Below are 15,617 nucleotides of genomic sequence, written 5' to 3'. Positions count from 1 at the left end.
TCCACCTCCAAGTTGCGATTAGCTGTTCGCGATTATAACCCCAATTCGATCCACCACCAAAACACTTGTTTTGGTCTTGTTGATATCCAACTTGCTTTGCGCTTGTTTGTTGGCCAGTTCCGCAACACGGTCCGCAATACTAAGGCCGGCATCTTGGCACATTTCCAGAACATGTTTGGCGGTTTTCGCCTCCAATATTTGCGCGACAAGGTCGTCTGTGCCACCAAGCGCGCGCACTTCAGCCGCCAACCAGTTGAAATCAACCTGGGAGCGACCTGAATGCAAATCCATATGCCCTTGCGCCAATTTCACGAGCTTTGCAAAACCGCCAGCAATGGTCAGGCGCGGCACCGGGTTTTTCTTGAGATATTTGAGCAAACCACCAACAAAATCGCCCATATCCAGATAGGCTTCCATGGGCAAGTCAAGATGTGCCATCGCCGCTTTTTCAGACGTGTCGCCGGTGGAGCCGACAACATGCGGCAGGCCTTCAGCCCACGCCACATCGATGCCGCGATGGATCGAATGTATCCACGCCGCGCAACTATAGGGGATGACAATCCCTGTGGTGCCCAAAATCGAAATGCCGCCCAAAATGCCCAGTCTTGGGTTCCACGTTTTATCCGCCAGCTCCTCGCCTGTGGGCACCGAAACAGTGATTTCCACATCGGGCGAAATGCCATGTTTTTCGCAAATCACTTCTACATGCTCACGCATCATTTTGCGCGGCACAGGGTTGATGGCCGGCTCGCCTGGCGGCAGCGGCAGTCCCGGTTTGGTGAAAGTGCCAACGCCCGTTCCAGCTTTAAAGGTAACGCCACTGCCGGGTGCTCCGATTTGAACCCGCGCGATAATCATCGCTCCATGGGTTACGTCCGGATCGTCGCCAGCATCTTTAATGATGCCGCATTGCGCATACCCCTTGCCCAATTCTTCGGTGGCCAATGCAAAACTGGGGGTTTGTTTACCGGGCAGGGTGATCGAAACAGGATCGGGAAAGCCGTCGCCCAACAGCGCTTCAAGCGCGGCAACTGTTGCTGCGGTGGCGCATGCGCCTGTGGTCCAGCCACGGCGCAATTGATCGGGTTGTTTTTGGCTGTCCGCACTCATATCAATGTTCTATATAGCGGCCACGACGTCGCGCAAAGAAAGAAGTTTAGATGAGCTTTTTGCATCGCCTCAAAAATTTGTTCGCCCCGGATCAGCCGCAAGGCCATTTCGGGCGTATGGATGATGCGGATTTCCCTCCCTTTGAACCGGGCACTGTTTGGCTTGTGGGCGCAGGGCCGGGTGCTGCTGGCCTGATTTCAATGCTTGGCTATTACGCTTTGGGGCAGGCAGACGTGATCGTTTATGACGCCCTCGTGGGCAAAGAGCTGCTCAAATTCGCCAACCCAAATGCTCAATGCATTTATGCAGGCAAGCGCGGCGGAAAACCTTCGCCAAAACAAAAAGACATTTCAATAAGCCTGATCGATTGGGCAAAAGAAGGCAAAAAGGTTTTGCGCCTTAAGGGCGGCGATCCATTTGTTTTTGGCCGAGGCGGTGAAGAAAGTGAAACATTGGCCAAAGCGGGTGTGAAATTTCGCATTGTGCCGGGCATCACTTCGGGTATCGGCGGGCTTGCTTATGCCGGAATTCCCGTTACTCACCGCGATATCAATCAAGCGGTGATCTTCCTCACGGGACATGATGAAACAGGCGAGGTGCCCCATGCTGTTGATTGGCAATCTATCGCAACTGCCGCCCCTGTCATCGTCATGTTTATGGCGGTGAAACACCTCAGCTCAATTTCCGAAAAACTGATAGCAGCCGGCCGCAAACCAGAAGACGCTCTCGCTATACTTTCAAATACCACGCTGCCCGAACAGTCGGTGGCAATCACCACGCTTGGAGAAGCGGGCGCATTTGTTGAACGCGAAGACGTGCCAACGCCCGCCATTGTTGTGATCGGACAAGTGGTCAACTACCGCGAAATCTTGAACTGGTATACCCCATCGGAGAACCGCATTGGCTAACGGGTTGATCGTTGCAGCACCTAGTTCGGGGTCAGGCAAAACGCTCATCACCATGGGCTTGCTCGGTGCGCTCAAAAATCGAGGCGTCAATGCTGCTTCCGCCAAAACTGGACCGGACTATATTGACGCGTCGTTTCACGCGCTCACCACGGGCGTTACCGCCTCCAACCTTGATCCATGGGCCATGTCGGCAGCACAATTGAAAAGCCGCGCTGACGTAGCCGCAAATGGCGCGGACCTATTGTTAATCGAGGGCGTGATGGGTTTGTTTGACGGTGCTGTAAGCGGGAACGGCTCCACTGCCGATCTGGCCGCTGCACTCAACTTACCCGTGATCTTGGTGGTGGATGTGGGGTCGATGGCGCAATCGATCGCAGCCGTTGTGCACGGCTTTTCGACCCTGCGCCAAGACATCAAAGTGGCAGGAGTGATTTTGAACCGCGTCGCCAGCGAACGGCATGAACAAATGCTGAAATCAGCTCTTGAACCGCTCGATGTTGCCTATTTGGGCGCCCTTGGTCGTGATGACGAATTAAACATTCCCTCAAGGCATTTGGGCCTCACTTTGCCGCAGGATTTTGCGGCGGCCAAAGCGGTGGCCAGTACATCGACAAACCGGATCGAGAAAAATATCGATTTGGACAAGTTGCAGTCTATCGCTGAACCCATTCACCAAATCAGCGAACCCAAAAGACTTCCACCACTTGGTCAGCGTATGGCCATCGCCCGCGATCAGGCTTTCGCCTTTATCTACCCTCATTTCCTGTCCGATTGGCAGGCCCAGGGCGCCCAGCTAAGCTTCTTCTCACCACTTGAGGATCAAGCGCCGGACCAATCCGCAGACGCCATTTTTCTACCCGGTGGCTACCCCGAATTACACGCGGAAAAACTTTCAAACGCTGCACACTTCGCAAATGGCATGCGTGTAGCCGCAGATGCCAACAAACTGATTTATGGCGAGTGTGGCGGCTATATGGTGCTCGGACAAAGCCTCACAAACAAGCAGGGCCAAACCCACAAAATGCTAGGGCTTTTGCCACACAGTTCGATGATCGACCGCCCCCGCCGACAGCTCGGCTACCGCCAACTAACGCACAAAAACGCGCTGCCGTGGACACAAAACCTGCGCGGGCACGAGTTTCACTATTCAACCCAATCTGGCACGGTGAGCAATCCGTTGTTTGTCGCAACTGACGCGCAGGGTAACCCGGTTGCGCCAATGGGTTGTGTTCAAGGGCGCATTATGGGTTCATACGCTCATATTATCGAGCAGGTGGAATAGGCAAAATGGCCAAAGCACTCATGATCATGGGCACAGGGTCGGACGTGGGCAAAAGCCTCGTCACTGCAGGCCTTTGTCGTGCGTTCACCAACCGCGGCCATTCGGTGCGCCCGTTTAAACCGCAAAACATGTCGAACAACGCTGCGGTAACCGCCGACGGTGGTGAAATTGGCCGTGCCCAAGCGCTGCAAGCCCGTGCCTGCCGCATTGAACCAACAACCGCAATGAACCCCGTGCTCCTGAAGCCGGAGCAAGAAACAGGTGCGCAAGTGGTGGTGCGCGGCAAACGTGTGGCCTCTATGTCCGCCCGCGAGTATTTCAAAAAACGCAGTGTCTATTTGCCACAAACAGTTTCAGCATTTGAAGAATTACAAACCGATGCTGATCTGATTTTCGTAGAAGGTGCAGGCAGCGCATCAGAGATCAATTTGCGCGCCGCCGATATTGCAAATTTTGGTTTCGCCCGCGCGCTCAACTTGCCTGTCATGTTGGTGGGCGATATCCACCGTGGTGGAGTTATTGCTTCGATCATTGGTACTTTGGAGGTTATCGATCCAGCTGACAAAGCGCTCATTGTTGGCTCCTTGATTAACCGTTTTCACGGCGACCCAAACCTGTTTGAACAAGGCAAAAGCTTCATCCAAGATCGTACTGGCTTGCCGTGTTGGGGACCGCTGCCCGACTATCCAGATGCACAGCTTTTGCCGCCCGAGGATGTGCTAGCCCTAGATCATCGCCAAGTAGATCAAACGGGCGACTTCAAAATCGTCGTGCCGCGCTTGCCGCGCATTGCAAATTTTGATGACTTAGATCCTCTTCGCCAAGAAGAAGGCGTCAGCTTGCACATCATCCAGCCCGGCAATCCGTTGTCCATGGACGCGGATTTGATAATCCTGCCCGGCTCAAAATCGACAATATCAGACTATGAATTTCTTGTTGCGCAGGGTTGGGATATCGACATCAAAGCCCATGTGCGCCAAGGCAAATCTGTGCTCGGAATCTGCGGCGGCTACCAAATGTTAGGGCGCTCAATCGCCGATAAAAATGGTATAGAAGGCACCCCCAAATCCGTTGCTGGATTGGGCCTGCTCGACGTTGAAACAAGCCTGTCCGAACAAAAGCAATTGCGCCTAGAGAACGCAGTCTCAAGCACGCATGATTTGCCCCTGTCCGGTTATCATATGCATATGGGCGAGACCACTGGCAAAGATCGGATACAACCTTTTGCAAGGGTTGGTGATCAGCCTGAGGGAGCAATGTCGCCAAACGGTCAGATCGTTGGAACCTACCTGCATGGCCTTTTCGCATCGGACCAATTCCGCCGCGCGTTCTTGGATCAATTGGGCGCAAAAACCAATGCTGAGCTTGAATTTGAGGCCCGGATTGACCAGATATTGGATGGCTTTGCCGCCCATTTGGAACATCACGTCAATCTCGATCAAATCGCTCAGACCATGAAAACGCCAAGGAAATCAACATGACAAGCTTTGTCCTCGCCTTTGCGGCCACTTTACTCGAGCGGATTTTGGGCTATCCAAGGCCTGTTCTGAACGCGGTCGGCCACCCCGTTATGTGGATGGGTAAGCTAATTGAAGTGCTTGAAAAACGGGCCAATAATCCAGCTTTGAGCAATTTGCGCCGTCGCCGAAACGGCTTTGTAATGCTCACGATATTGCTGGCAACCACCGCATTTGTTTCGCTCCTAATCGTTTGGACCTTGCGCGATATTCCCTTTGGGTGGGCGGCTCAGATTTTTCTCGCTAGTACGTTGATTGCACAAAAGGAATTGGGCCAAGCGGTGAAGGCTGTGGCCGACGGCTTGCGCGAGAATTTGACCCAAGGCCGCCACGCTGTTTCCCATATTGTGGGGCGCGACCCTGACCAGTTGGATGAAGATGGGGTGGCGCATGCAGCGGTTGAAAGCTTGGCCGAAAACACCTCCGATGGCATTATTGCGCCAATCTTTTATCTGGTGCTTTTTGGCCTGCCGGGAGTGGCCTTGTACAAAGCAATTAACACAGCAGATTCAATGGTTGGCCATAAAAACGAGCAATTCTTAGACTTTGGTTTTGCCAGCGCCAAACTGGATGATTTAGCCAACTTTATCCCCGCCCGTCTAACCGCTGCAATCTTTGCGCTGACAGCGCGGTTTACCCCGGGTATGGATGGTGAAGCTGCATGGCGATCTGCCCGGCGAGATGCAAAGCTTCACCGCTCCCCCAATGCAGGCTGGCCAGAAGCTGCAATGGCAGGCGCGCTGAACATAAAGCTTGGCGGCGCACGCGATTATGATGGGAAAACCTTGGATCTGGCGACCATGGGTGAGGGCAAAGATTTTATCGAAGCTTTGGATATTGACCGCGCGTTAAAACTCTATGGCCTAAGCCTCACGCTGACCTTGGCAGTGCTTTTTGTACTGGCGTTGATCTTTGGTTAGCCTTTCAAACGCTGGGCAATACCGGCGGTTACAAAGGTCACCGTCTCGCACAGCCTAGCCAGTTTTTGATGACTTATCCCCGCATGGTCCCGAAATTCTCGCGCCATTTTATTGTCCGGCACTATGCCTTGGCCAACTTCATTTGAAACAAGGATAATTTGGCTCGCCGTGTTCGCTGTAAGCCAGTGAATAAGCGCGTCGACGCTCTCATCAACACTCATCTCAGCCATCATCAAATTGGTGATCCACAAGGTCAAACAGTCGACCAAAAAAACCCTTGATACGTCCCGATTTTGTTCCAGAGCAGAAATCAAATTCAGGGGAGATTCAACGGTGATAAATTGGTCCGCACGGGATGCTTTATGTGCATCAATACGGGTGCGCATTTCATCGTCCCACGCTTGCCCGGTTGCCAGATAGACGGGCTTATCCCCCATGTTGAGGGCCATTTGCTCCGCATATGAGGTCTTTCCAGATTTCGCTCCGCCTAAAATCAAATGATGCCCGCTCATCGCGTTTCCCCTTCGGCTTTGCCCGGTATGCGGGCGATAAAGTGCCCGCGCATGCCTTGGGGCCATTCAATAAAAGGCACATTACCATCTTCAGTTTTGTCGTGCGCTGCACACCAATCCAAAATGGCTTCGGCATCTTTATCCTCGGGTGAAAAATAGCCGGCTAAATATCCAGTTCGTTTTTCATCTTCTAGCAACACCGTGCATGAATGTTTGCACGCCCATAGGCATTCGTGCCCCACGATTTTGAGACGTGTTTCGCGTTTGTCACGCAATGTTTCAAGCGATTTGAGCAATATCTCACCACCAGTTTCACCATTGGCGTTATATGCATGTTCCTTGGAAAATTTGCAGGTGGTGCAAACGGTCAATTTTTGGGTCAAAGCGAACTCAAATATGTTGGTCAAACTGGAGCGCACGAAATTGCGTCGAATTGAGAAAAAACGCAAGAGGTGGACTTTTTGTTACAAAAGGGGCGATTAATACTTTCGTCTAAGACGTTTTGCCTTTATGTATCGCGCCGTGTCATCTCACCCGCGCAAAATTTTAGGAGAGCGCCCGGTGCAAAAATTCTATCTTGGTATTGACGGCGGCGGCACCAATTGTCGCGCGCGCCTCGCCAATGAAAATTTGGAAACAATCGCTGAAACCCGTGGCGGTCCGGCCAACACCACCATTGGTGATGGATCACAAGCCTATGGCTCAATTATTGATGTAAGCCAAAAGGTGTTTGAAAAAGCAGGTCTTGGCGAAAAAGACATGGCCAACACCATTGCGTGCCTTGGTCTTGCTGGTGCGCACTTGGCCTCCTCAAAGCGCGATTTCGCCGCCCGTGATTATCCCTTTGCCCGCACGTTGGTGCACAACGATGTGGAAACAGCCCGAGAAGGCGCGCATTTGGGCGAAGATGGCGCCGTATTGATTGTTGGTACAGGGTCTGCCGGGCTCGCAAAAGTTGAAGGCAAACTACACCCGGTTGGCGGCTGGGGTTACCATATTTCAGATACCGCATCTGGTGCCATTCTTGGCCGCGCCATTGCCCGTCGCTCCATTGAAGCGCTGGATGGCCTTTGCGAGGGGTCTCCCTTAACGCAAGCGATCATTGAAAAGCTTGGTGGGTCAACGGACACCATGATGGATTGGTCGTTTAAAGCTTGGCCTAAGGATTTTGCCAGCTTGATCCCCATGTTCATGGAATTTGTTGAGCAGGGTGACCCAATCGCGCAAGAAATGATGGCATTTGAATATGAGCAGCTTGATCAGTTTGCCGATTGGTTCAAAAAGCGTGGCGCAAAAAAACTCGCCATTGTAGGCGGATTTGGCGAACGCTTGTTGCCGCTCCTTAAAGACCGCTACGGTGATTTTGTGATGGGTGCGCAAGCTGACGCCCAACATGGTGCTCTATTGAAGGCGAAAGCCGCACAACAAAACTAGGAGGCAAGAGATGTCGAGCCGTATTATCCCAGTTGATCCGTTTGACTATGTGGTGTTTGGCGCCACAGGTGACCTTAGTCAACGCAAACTCATTCCCGCGCTTTTCCATCGCTTTATCGATCAGCAATTCGATACCAATTCGCGAATTATTGGCGTGTCGCGGTCCGAGATGACCACAGAGGAATTTCAAGCCTTTGCCATTGCATCTGTTCGCCAATTTGTTGATGCCACAGATATTGAAGAAGAACAGCTCAAAGAGTTCGCCGGTTGCTTTAGCTACATCGCCAACGATGTAACAGATAAAGATGGCTGGGCCGAACTAGACGACGCTTTGCGCGACGACCCGGAAGTTGTGCGGGCGTTTTATTTGGCCGTCGCCCCATTTTTGTTCGAACCCATTTGCGACTATCTCGCCACCCGCAATTACTGGACGCCGGACGCGCGCGTGGTTCTTGAGAAGCCTCTTGGGCGCGACCTGGAAAGCTCAATTGATATCAATGACACGGTGGCCAAGGTTTTCCGCGAAGACCAAGTCTATCGGATTGACCATTATTTGGGCAAAGAAACCGTTCAAAATCTGTTGGCATTGCGTTTTGCCAATACACTATTTGAGCCAATTTGGAATTCTGCCCACATTGACCATGTACAAATCACTGTGGCCGAAAGCGTTGGCTCAGGTGGGCGCAGCTATTACGAAAAATCTGGTGCGCTGCGTGACATGGTGCAAAACCACATGCTGCAATTGCTGTGCTTAGTGGCAATGGAACCCCCAGCATCTGACGAAGCGAACGCCTTGCGTGACGAGAAGCTGAAAGTGTTGCGCGCCTTAAAACCCATCGTTGGCGATGCTGTTGAAAAACTAACAGTGCGCGGCCAATATCGTGGTGTTTCGTCCGAAGAAACCAAAGTGCCGGGTTATCTTGAAGAGTTGGGTGACGACGTAAAATCAAACACCGAGACTTTTGTGGCAATTAAGGCAGAAGTTGAAAACTGGCGCTGGAATGGCGTGCCCTTCTATTTGCGCACCGGCAAGCGTATGGCTACCCGCGCATCTGAAATTGTTATTCAGTTCCGCGAAATTCCCCATTCGATTTTTTCGCGCTCTGAAGGGGTGCCAAAGGCCAACCGATTGGTAATCCGCCTGCAGCCTGATGAAGGCGTGAAGCTGTTCTTGATGATTAAGGACCCGGGCCCCGGTGGCATGCGCCTTCGCCAAGTGCCGCTCAACTTGTCATTTGCTGACACATTCATTCAACGCACGCCAGAAGCCTATGAACGTTTGTTGATGGACGTGGTGCGCGGCAACCAAACTTTGTTTATGCGGCGCGATGAGCTGGAAGCGGCTTGGCGCTGGATCGACCCGATCCGCGAAGCTTGGGACAATGATACAGACAAACTACACGGCTATACTGCAGGCACGTGGGGCCCAACGGCCTCGATTGCGCTGATCGAACGTGATGGACGTACATGGCACGAGGAAGCTGATGACCCAAAAGGCCTCTAAAACAGATTTCGCCAACAAAGACATTTTGGCCGCCGCATTGGCAGAAGATGTGGCGGGCGCTTTGCGCACGGCCATTTCGCGTGATGGCAAAGCAAGCCTTTTGGTTTCGGGCGGTTCAACGCCAAAACTGTTTTTCCAACACTTAAGCCGTGCTGACTTAGACTGGTCAAAGGTTTTTGTTTCGTTGGTGGATGAGCGATGGGTTGAGCCATCTTCGGATCGCTCAAATGCCAAGCTGGTGGCTGAAAACTTGCTGCAAGGCGATGCCGCGAATGCTCATTTTGAGCCCTTGTTTGTTGAAGGCAAAAGTGCTGACGCTGGCATTGAGGAACTTTCAAGCCGCTTTACAGAGATGGCACAGCCGATCACGGTGGTGATTTTGGGCATGGGAACCGACGGCCATACGGCAAGCTTTTTCCCCGGCGGCGACAATTTAAGCGCGGCGATCGATCTCAACAACACACCAATGTTCTCGTCGATGCGCGCGGCGGGCGCGGGCGAGGAACGCATAACGTTCACGCTGCCGACCTTGCTCAACGCCTCACTTTTGGCGCTTCATATAGAAGGCGAGGCAAAGCAAGACGTTTTAGATGCGGCACAAGGCGAGGGCGATGTTGAAGACATGCCAATCCGCGCCGTGCTGCGGCAAGATCAAACGCCGCTCAATATTTATTGGTGCCCCTAAGCCCGGCGGCACATTCAAATCGAATTGGAGATGACCGATGCGCGTTAACAATCAAATCAAGGACGTCACCGACCGGATTATCAAACGCAGCGAAAAAACGCGTCGCACTTATCTTGACCGCATGGATGCGCAAGTGACGCGTGGCGTCCATCGTTCGGCGCTGTCTTGTGGCAATTTGGCCCACGGCTTTGCGGCCTGCGCGCCTGGGGATAAAGAAAAACTATCCGATGGGATCACGCCCAATATTGGCATCATCACTTCTTACAATGACATGCTTTCGGCACATCAACCCTATTATGATTATCCCGATCTCATCAAAGAGGCCGCCCGCGAAATGGGCGCGACCGCGCAAGTGGCAAGCGGTGTACCTTCAATGTGTGATGGGGTGACCCAAGGCCAACCGGGCATGGACCTTTCGCTGTTTTCACGCGACGTGATTGCCATGTCTGCCGCCATCGGCTTGAGCCACAATATGTTCGACGCCGCCATGTTCCTTGGTATTTGCGACAAGATCGTGCCGGGTTTGGTGATCGCTGCACTGACCTTTGGTCACATACCAGCCGTGTTCGTGCCTGCTGGCCCAATGCCTTCTGGTTTGCCAAACGACGAAAAAGCCCGCATCCGTCAGTTGTACGCAGAAGGTAAAGTAGGCCGCGAAGAACTTCTGCAGGCGGAAAGCGATAGCTATCATTCAGCCGGCACCTGCACATTTTATGGCACCGCCAATACCAACCAAATGCTCATGGAAATCATGGGCCTACATATTCCCGGTTCAAGCTTTGTCAATCCGGGCACGCCTTTGCGTACCGCTTTGACCAAAGAAGCGGCACGTCGTGCCCTGGCAATTACGGCGCTGGGTAATGAATTTACGCCCGCAAGCCAAGTGATCGACGAAAAAGCCATCGTAAATGGCATGATTGGTTTGCACGCAACAGGCGGTTCCACAAACCACACCATCCACTTGATCGCTATGGCTGCGGCCGCAGGCATCCAAATCAATTGGCAGGACATGTCTGACTTATCCGATTGCACGCCGTTGCTGGCGCGGGTCTATCCAAACGGCATGGCTGATGTGAACCACTTCCACGCCGCTGGCGGTATGGGCTTTATGATCGACCAATTGCTCAACGATGGTGCGCTGCACGACGATGTTAAAACCATCTGGGGTTCGGGCCTGCATGTTTATGCACAAGAGCCAAAACTGGACGGCGAAAAGGTTCACTTTGTGTCTGCACCAAAAACCACCGGCAATGACAAGGTGCTTGCCGGAACCGATGCAGCGTTTGCCACATCGGGTGGTCTAAAACTGCTCAAAGGTAACCTTGGCCAATCTGTCATCAAAATTTCAGCCGTGAAAGAAGAACACCGGTTTGTTGAGGCACCTGCAAAAGTGTTCCATTCACAAGACGAGATGCAAGAGGCGTTCAGAAAAGGTGATCTCGAGCAAGATATGATCGCCGTGGTGCGTTTCTCGGGGCCAAAAGCTATCGGCATGCCAGAGTTACACAAACTCACCCCACCGCTCGGCATTTTGCAGGGTAGGGGCTACAAGGTTGCCTTGGTCACCGATGGGCGCATGTCCGGCGCATCCGGCAAAATCCCCGCCGCGATCCATCTAACGCCAGAAGCATTGGATGGCGGGCCAATCGCCAAAATCAAAGACGGTGATATGCTCCGTTTAGATGCGGAAAAAGGCACACTTGAATTCTTGGGCGACCATGCCGAGTTTGATGCGCGTCCTTTAGCAACGCAGGACCTTTCCGCGTCGCACCATGGATTGGGCCGGGAACTGTTCTCCGGCATGCGCGCATTGGTTGGGTCTGCCGATAAAGGGGCAAGTGCGCTGGGCGAAATATTCTAAAATCCGCCATATTCTGACCCCAATTTGAAGACTAAAACACCCTCATAAATCAATTATGAGGGTGTTTTATTAATGTCTTACTTGAAGTTTTTTGCAGCACTATCCATCACAATGCTCGTGGGTGCATGCGTCTCGCTCTCCACAATCAAAACCATGCACGCCATGTCAGACTTTGATCCACTTGAGGCTGATATCGCAAATATGGTTTTTGGTGTTGAGGCGACCCCGCAGCTCAATGCCCAGCCAGAGACATCAAAATTCACGATGACCGTGCAACTGGCGGGCGAAGAGCCTTCAATTCACGATTTCGCAATCGTGCGCCTGGACGCTTCAGAATTGTCGCTCACCAAAGTGCCGCAGCACAAAGGCAAGGTTCTCAATTTATTTGGTTTTTCTGAAAAGGCAAAGGAGGAACTCGTTGAATTCCAAGTCCTCTTGCGCGACATGAAGTCGAAAAACACAAAAGGCGCTTCGCTAACGATCGGATTGTCTCCGGATTTTTGCAAAACCGAGCAGTTCGAATACGCGCAGGAAAAATTTACAGTGTATATGGCACGCGCATCGGACGTTGAGTTGCTCACATTGGTCGACAATATGTCGGTGCAAGATCTCATGAAACAGTTAAAAGCCAAGCACGTTCGCGACTGTTAGCCCTCTTTGACACACCAAAAGCACTCGGTGACATAGGGAAAAACCACTTCGGATTTCCCCATTAGCGCTGGGTGCGTGGTGATCAAATTGCGGATTTGCCCTTCAATGTCAGCGCGGGTCGTCTCATCCTGCGCTGCAATAAAACTGACCGACATGAACCGATTGAAGATCACGTCTTCTGGGGTGCCAATATGAGCGTTCACAAAACGGGTTTCTTCTAACAAACCAAATCCGGGGGCCGGAAACGGTTCTCGCCAGTCGCCTTTATAATAGCGTGGTGCATCACCCTCGTAAGGGGTAATGATCTTGGTGAGTTCTGCCACCCAATCTGTTCGTTCATCGCGCACATTCCACACCAGTCCAAACCGCCCGCCTGGTTTTAGGATCCGGTGAATTTCTGCAACTGCTGCTGATGAGGCGAACCAGTGAAACGACTGCGAACAAACAAGAATATCAATGCTGTCATCATCCAAAGGCATTTTGTCGGCGGTGCCCTTGATCACCTCAACTTGCGGCAAATCTGCGGCCAACTTCTCGCGCATTGCATCAACTGGATCAACTGCGATTACGTGTTCTGAAATGTCACATATACGCTTGGTGAATTTGCCGGTGCCTGCACCTAAATCAACCACAATAGAGTTTGGCTCAGCCCCCAATTTGTCGCGCAACCACGTAAAAACCTGTGGTGCATAATCGGGCCGTCCACGCTGATATTTATCGGCTGCGGATTGATAGCCTTTTGCGGCACTTTGGTGGACTGTACTCATAGAGCCTCTAGGTTTTAGAACTTACCGCCAGTTTTGAAATTACCATGTTTGCGTGTGCCTTTTGACCCCTGACGGGAAGAACCGCGTGGACGCGAAAAATCGCTGCTGGGGGTGCCAAATGATCCAAAATCCAAATTGCCTTTGCTCCAAGGACCGGATTTTGAGCGTTCATTCTTGCTGCTACTCGAGCGCGGGGTATACCCAGACCCGCGTTGTGCATCTTGCCATTGTCCCCAATAGCCGGCAGCGGTAATAGCGCCCTTCAAAAACTCACCAAGCATGTCTTCAACCAAATCATCGTCAAACTTCATGCGTGGGTCGTCAAAGTTCGATTTTTTGAACTCCCACTCGATATCTTCCAGTTCGCGACGGCGCGCAGCTAGTGTTTTCAGGCGGACCTTGGCTTCGTTGATATCGTCATCCTGCTCCAAAATCTCTGCGCGGACAGCGTCAATTTTGCGAATGATCAAATCATCCTCGCGACTGGAAGTTTGTCGGGCCGCGTCGTAAAGCTCAGAAATGGTTTCGCGTTGCAAGCCTTCTGTCAGCGTTTCCACTGCTTCGCGATAGGCGCTGTCGCCACCATCAGACAATTTGGTGTGCTTGCGGGCCAATTCGTCGCGCTCATCCTCAAGCCGCACCTGTGCTTCGTCAATTGCGGCGATTTCCTTTTCAGCTTTTTCAGAATTCAGCCGATAGGCTTTTCCACCCGCAGCATCAAATGCTTTGTCTTCAAGCTTTTTAAGCTTTGCGTGCTCCGTGTCAGCATCCTCAAGCAAACGCTCTGCATGTTCGCGCAAGCGCATGGGGATTTCATTGAGAATGGAGAAGTTTGGCTTTGCGTCATGATAGCGGATCATCTTGGCGATCATTTTGTCAAAATAGCGCACCAGATTATTGCCGCCATATGCGCTGGTGCCAAAACCTGTTTCCCAAAGGTACATAAACAAAGGGTCTTCGCGATAGGGCTTGCCCTTTTCATCGCGATCCTTTTCGGCAACTTCGGTTTTCTTTAGTGCATGCTCGGCAATGCTTTTCGCCTCATTGGAACTAGCCAATTGAGCTTGATATTTTTCGTCCGTCTTAAGTCCTTTGAAAACCGCGCCACTCAAGGCATCCAGTTCTGCTTCAGCCTTTTCGTAGACGGCTTGTGCTTTTGCGCGTTCAGCAAGGATTGATTTGATCTCGCCATCAATCTCATCAAGCCGCGTCCCAAGTTCATTATACTGCCCTTCGTGCGCTTCAAGGATCGAGCGGGCTTGCTTTTCAGCACGAGAGATTTCGCCAGTAATTTCAGTCTTGCGTGCAGGGTCTAGGCGCAATTCAGCCAGAGCTATAAACTGCTCTGCCTCAATCTCGCGCAATCGACCAATGCGTGATGCGGCATCGGCGGAAAGCCGCGTCATTTGTTTTTCTTCGCGCCGAATGTCGTCCAGTGCGCGGTCTAGTGAGCGCAAGGCTTCGGGGCCAGAGATTTTTTTGTTGCGTCTTACCATTGTGTTATTTCACCGCCCAAAACTGGAAGCACATAGTCAACGTCCATATAGCCATATTGCTTAAGGCCCATAATGTTGTTTTGGACAATGCCGTCGTCCAATTTGTCATCTCGAACGCCATTAAATACCACCTCAGAAACACGCACGCCCCATTGGCTGACCTGCTCGGCCTGTCCAGTCTCCTCGTTGACGATAGATTGGACCTGTGTCTCTCCATCGGTGCCGATAGCTTCTACAATGATGTAATAGTTTCGGGTATTTTCATTGACATCGGGGTAGGTCCAAACACCGGTATCTGAGCCTTCCCGATTGACGATCTGCAATCGATATTCACCCTGAAGTTGGGTGAGTGTCGTTGACAAATCTGCAACCGCCTTTTCGGCGCGTTGCAGATCGGAAGCTGCTGCCGCCGCCTTGCCACGCTCAACAGTTTCAGTTGCAGAAACCACAGCGCTTTCAACCTTTGCAACTGAAGTTATTTGAGCGAGCAATTCGTCCATCTGAGCGGGCAATTCAACTTGCACCCGTTCAATCGATGCTTGGGCCTGACCGGCAACATAAGGCTTATAGGCGAAATTATAGCCGACAACTCCAATGAGGGCGGCCAATACAACAAATAAGGCTTGCTTGCCCCAATGTCGCCGCGACACATAAAGGCGGGCCAAAAAATAGCCCAAACCACCAGTTGGTGGTGAATAGGCAAACCGCGCTTCATTTAGCGCGGAAACCCCTTCACGCAAAATTCGGTCCGGCACATCAATGCCTTGCTGACGATAGACCTCACGTAAGCGCTCCATCAGCGCACTGGCACGATCTTCTTCGCCCAATTCACGGGCCACTAAGTTTTCGCTATGGCGCAGTGTATCCACCACATCCATTGCCAGCATCACTTCATCAAGTGGGGCCGCCTTTTTCGTTCTCGTTGTCGTCATTCAGCTCAACTCAATATGATTTTGCGATCATGCGTACC

General features: G+C 52.1%; 15 protein-coding genes. 9 read left to right on the top strand and 6 right to left on the bottom strand.

What is annotated here, in order from left to right:
- Positions 1-18: 18 nt before the first annotated feature.
- A complete protein-coding gene (locus tag O4H47_RS05335; RefSeq protein WP_269392925.1) occupies positions 19-1,110 on the bottom strand; it encodes a cobalt-precorrin-5B (C(1))-methyltransferase in 1,092 nt (363 codons plus the stop codon).
- 116 nt (positions 1,111-1,226) lie between these two features.
- Here O4H47_RS05335 and cobA point away from each other — a divergent pair, with 116 nt between their 5' ends.
- From cobA to cbiB, 4 genes are read left to right on the top strand one after another with little or no spacing between them, the layout of a single operon-like run.
- The gene (cobA, locus tag O4H47_RS05330) at positions 1,227-2,018 is read left to right on the top strand and encodes a uroporphyrinogen-III C-methyltransferase (protein ID WP_269393600.1); all 792 of its coding nucleotides are present in this window, start codon (positions 1,227-1,229) and stop codon (positions 2,016-2,018) included.
- Entirely contained in the window at positions 2,011-3,300 is a 1,290-nt protein-coding gene (locus O4H47_RS05325) for a cobyrinate a,c-diamide synthase (RefSeq protein ID WP_269392924.1), read from the top strand. The genes cobA and O4H47_RS05325 overlap by 8 nt, the downstream gene beginning before the upstream one ends.
- 5 nt (positions 3,301-3,305) lie before the next feature.
- Positions 3,306-4,781, top strand: coding sequence for a cobyric acid synthase (locus O4H47_RS05320; protein WP_269392923.1), 1,476 nt, complete (start codon positions 3,306-3,308; stop codon positions 4,779-4,781).
- The gene (gene cbiB / locus O4H47_RS05315) at positions 4,778-5,737 is read left to right on the top strand and encodes an adenosylcobinamide-phosphate synthase CbiB (RefSeq protein ID WP_269392922.1); all 960 of its coding nucleotides are present in this window, start codon (positions 4,778-4,780) and stop codon (positions 5,735-5,737) included. The genes O4H47_RS05320 and cbiB overlap by 4 nt, the downstream gene beginning before the upstream one ends.
- Here the strand turns inward: cbiB and cobU are convergent.
- Together cobU and O4H47_RS05305 are read right to left on the bottom strand one after the other, a co-directional pair.
- Entirely contained in the window at positions 5,734-6,249 is a 516-nt protein-coding gene (gene cobU, locus O4H47_RS05310; RefSeq protein ID WP_269392921.1) for a bifunctional adenosylcobinamide kinase/adenosylcobinamide-phosphate guanylyltransferase, read from the bottom strand. The two genes, cbiB and cobU, sit on opposite strands and share 4 nt — an antisense overlap.
- Positions 6,246-6,632 (bottom strand): DUF1636 domain-containing protein, encoded by a 387-nt coding sequence (locus tag O4H47_RS05305; RefSeq protein WP_269392920.1) that lies wholly within the window; start codon positions 6,630-6,632, stop codon positions 6,246-6,248. Before O4H47_RS05305 ends, cobU begins: the two co-directional genes overlap by 4 nt.
- A 178-nt stretch (positions 6,633-6,810) precedes the next feature.
- On the opposite strand from O4H47_RS05305, the gene O4H47_RS05300 reads away from it, so the two are divergent.
- From O4H47_RS05300 to O4H47_RS05280, 5 genes are all read left to right on the top strand, one after another.
- A complete protein-coding gene (locus O4H47_RS05300; protein ID WP_269392919.1) occupies positions 6,811-7,683 on the top strand; it encodes a BadF/BadG/BcrA/BcrD ATPase family protein in 873 nt (290 codons plus the stop codon).
- Positions 7,684-7,693: 10 nt separating this feature from the next.
- Positions 7,694-9,187, top strand: coding sequence for a glucose-6-phosphate dehydrogenase (gene zwf, locus O4H47_RS05295; RefSeq protein ID WP_269392918.1), 1,494 nt, complete (start codon positions 7,694-7,696; stop codon positions 9,185-9,187).
- Positions 9,168-9,872, top strand: a complete 705-nt coding sequence (gene pgl / locus O4H47_RS05290) for a 6-phosphogluconolactonase (protein ID WP_269392917.1) — start codon at positions 9,168-9,170, stop codon at positions 9,870-9,872. Before zwf ends, pgl begins: the two co-directional genes overlap by 20 nt.
- A 37-nt stretch (positions 9,873-9,909) precedes the next feature.
- Positions 9,910-11,733: a phosphogluconate dehydratase gene (gene edd / locus O4H47_RS05285; protein ID WP_269392916.1), complete on the top strand. Its 1,824-nt coding sequence runs from the start codon at positions 9,910-9,912 to the stop codon at positions 11,731-11,733.
- A 72-nt stretch (positions 11,734-11,805) separates the two neighbouring features.
- The gene (locus O4H47_RS05280) at positions 11,806-12,384 is read left to right on the top strand and encodes a hypothetical protein (RefSeq protein WP_269392915.1); all 579 of its coding nucleotides are present in this window, start codon (positions 11,806-11,808) and stop codon (positions 12,382-12,384) included.
- Here the strand turns inward: O4H47_RS05280 and O4H47_RS05275 are convergent.
- The 3 genes from O4H47_RS05275 to O4H47_RS05265 are packed head-to-tail and all read right to left on the bottom strand — an operon-like array spanning position 12,381 to position 15,579.
- Positions 12,381-13,151, bottom strand: a complete 771-nt coding sequence (locus O4H47_RS05275; protein ID WP_269392914.1) for a class I SAM-dependent methyltransferase — start codon at positions 13,149-13,151, stop codon at positions 12,381-12,383. The two genes, O4H47_RS05280 and O4H47_RS05275, sit on opposite strands and share 4 nt — an antisense overlap.
- A 14-nt stretch (positions 13,152-13,165) precedes the next feature.
- Entirely contained in the window at positions 13,166-14,647 is a 1,482-nt protein-coding gene (locus O4H47_RS05270; protein ID WP_269392913.1) for a hypothetical protein, read from the bottom strand.
- Positions 14,641-15,579, bottom strand: a complete 939-nt coding sequence (locus O4H47_RS05265) for a DUF6384 family protein (RefSeq protein ID WP_269392912.1) — start codon at positions 15,577-15,579, stop codon at positions 14,641-14,643. The genes O4H47_RS05270 and O4H47_RS05265 overlap by 7 nt, the downstream gene beginning before the upstream one ends.
- Positions 15,580-15,617: the final 38 nt, after the last annotated feature.

It is taken from the genome of Maritalea porphyrae (genome assembly GCF_027213965.1).
GTDB classification, from domain to species: domain Bacteria; phylum Pseudomonadota; class Alphaproteobacteria; order Rhizobiales; family Devosiaceae; genus Maritalea; species Maritalea porphyrae_A.
Note: the sequence above shows the minus strand (reverse complement) of the source record. Positions and strands in the feature narration are given on the sequence as shown.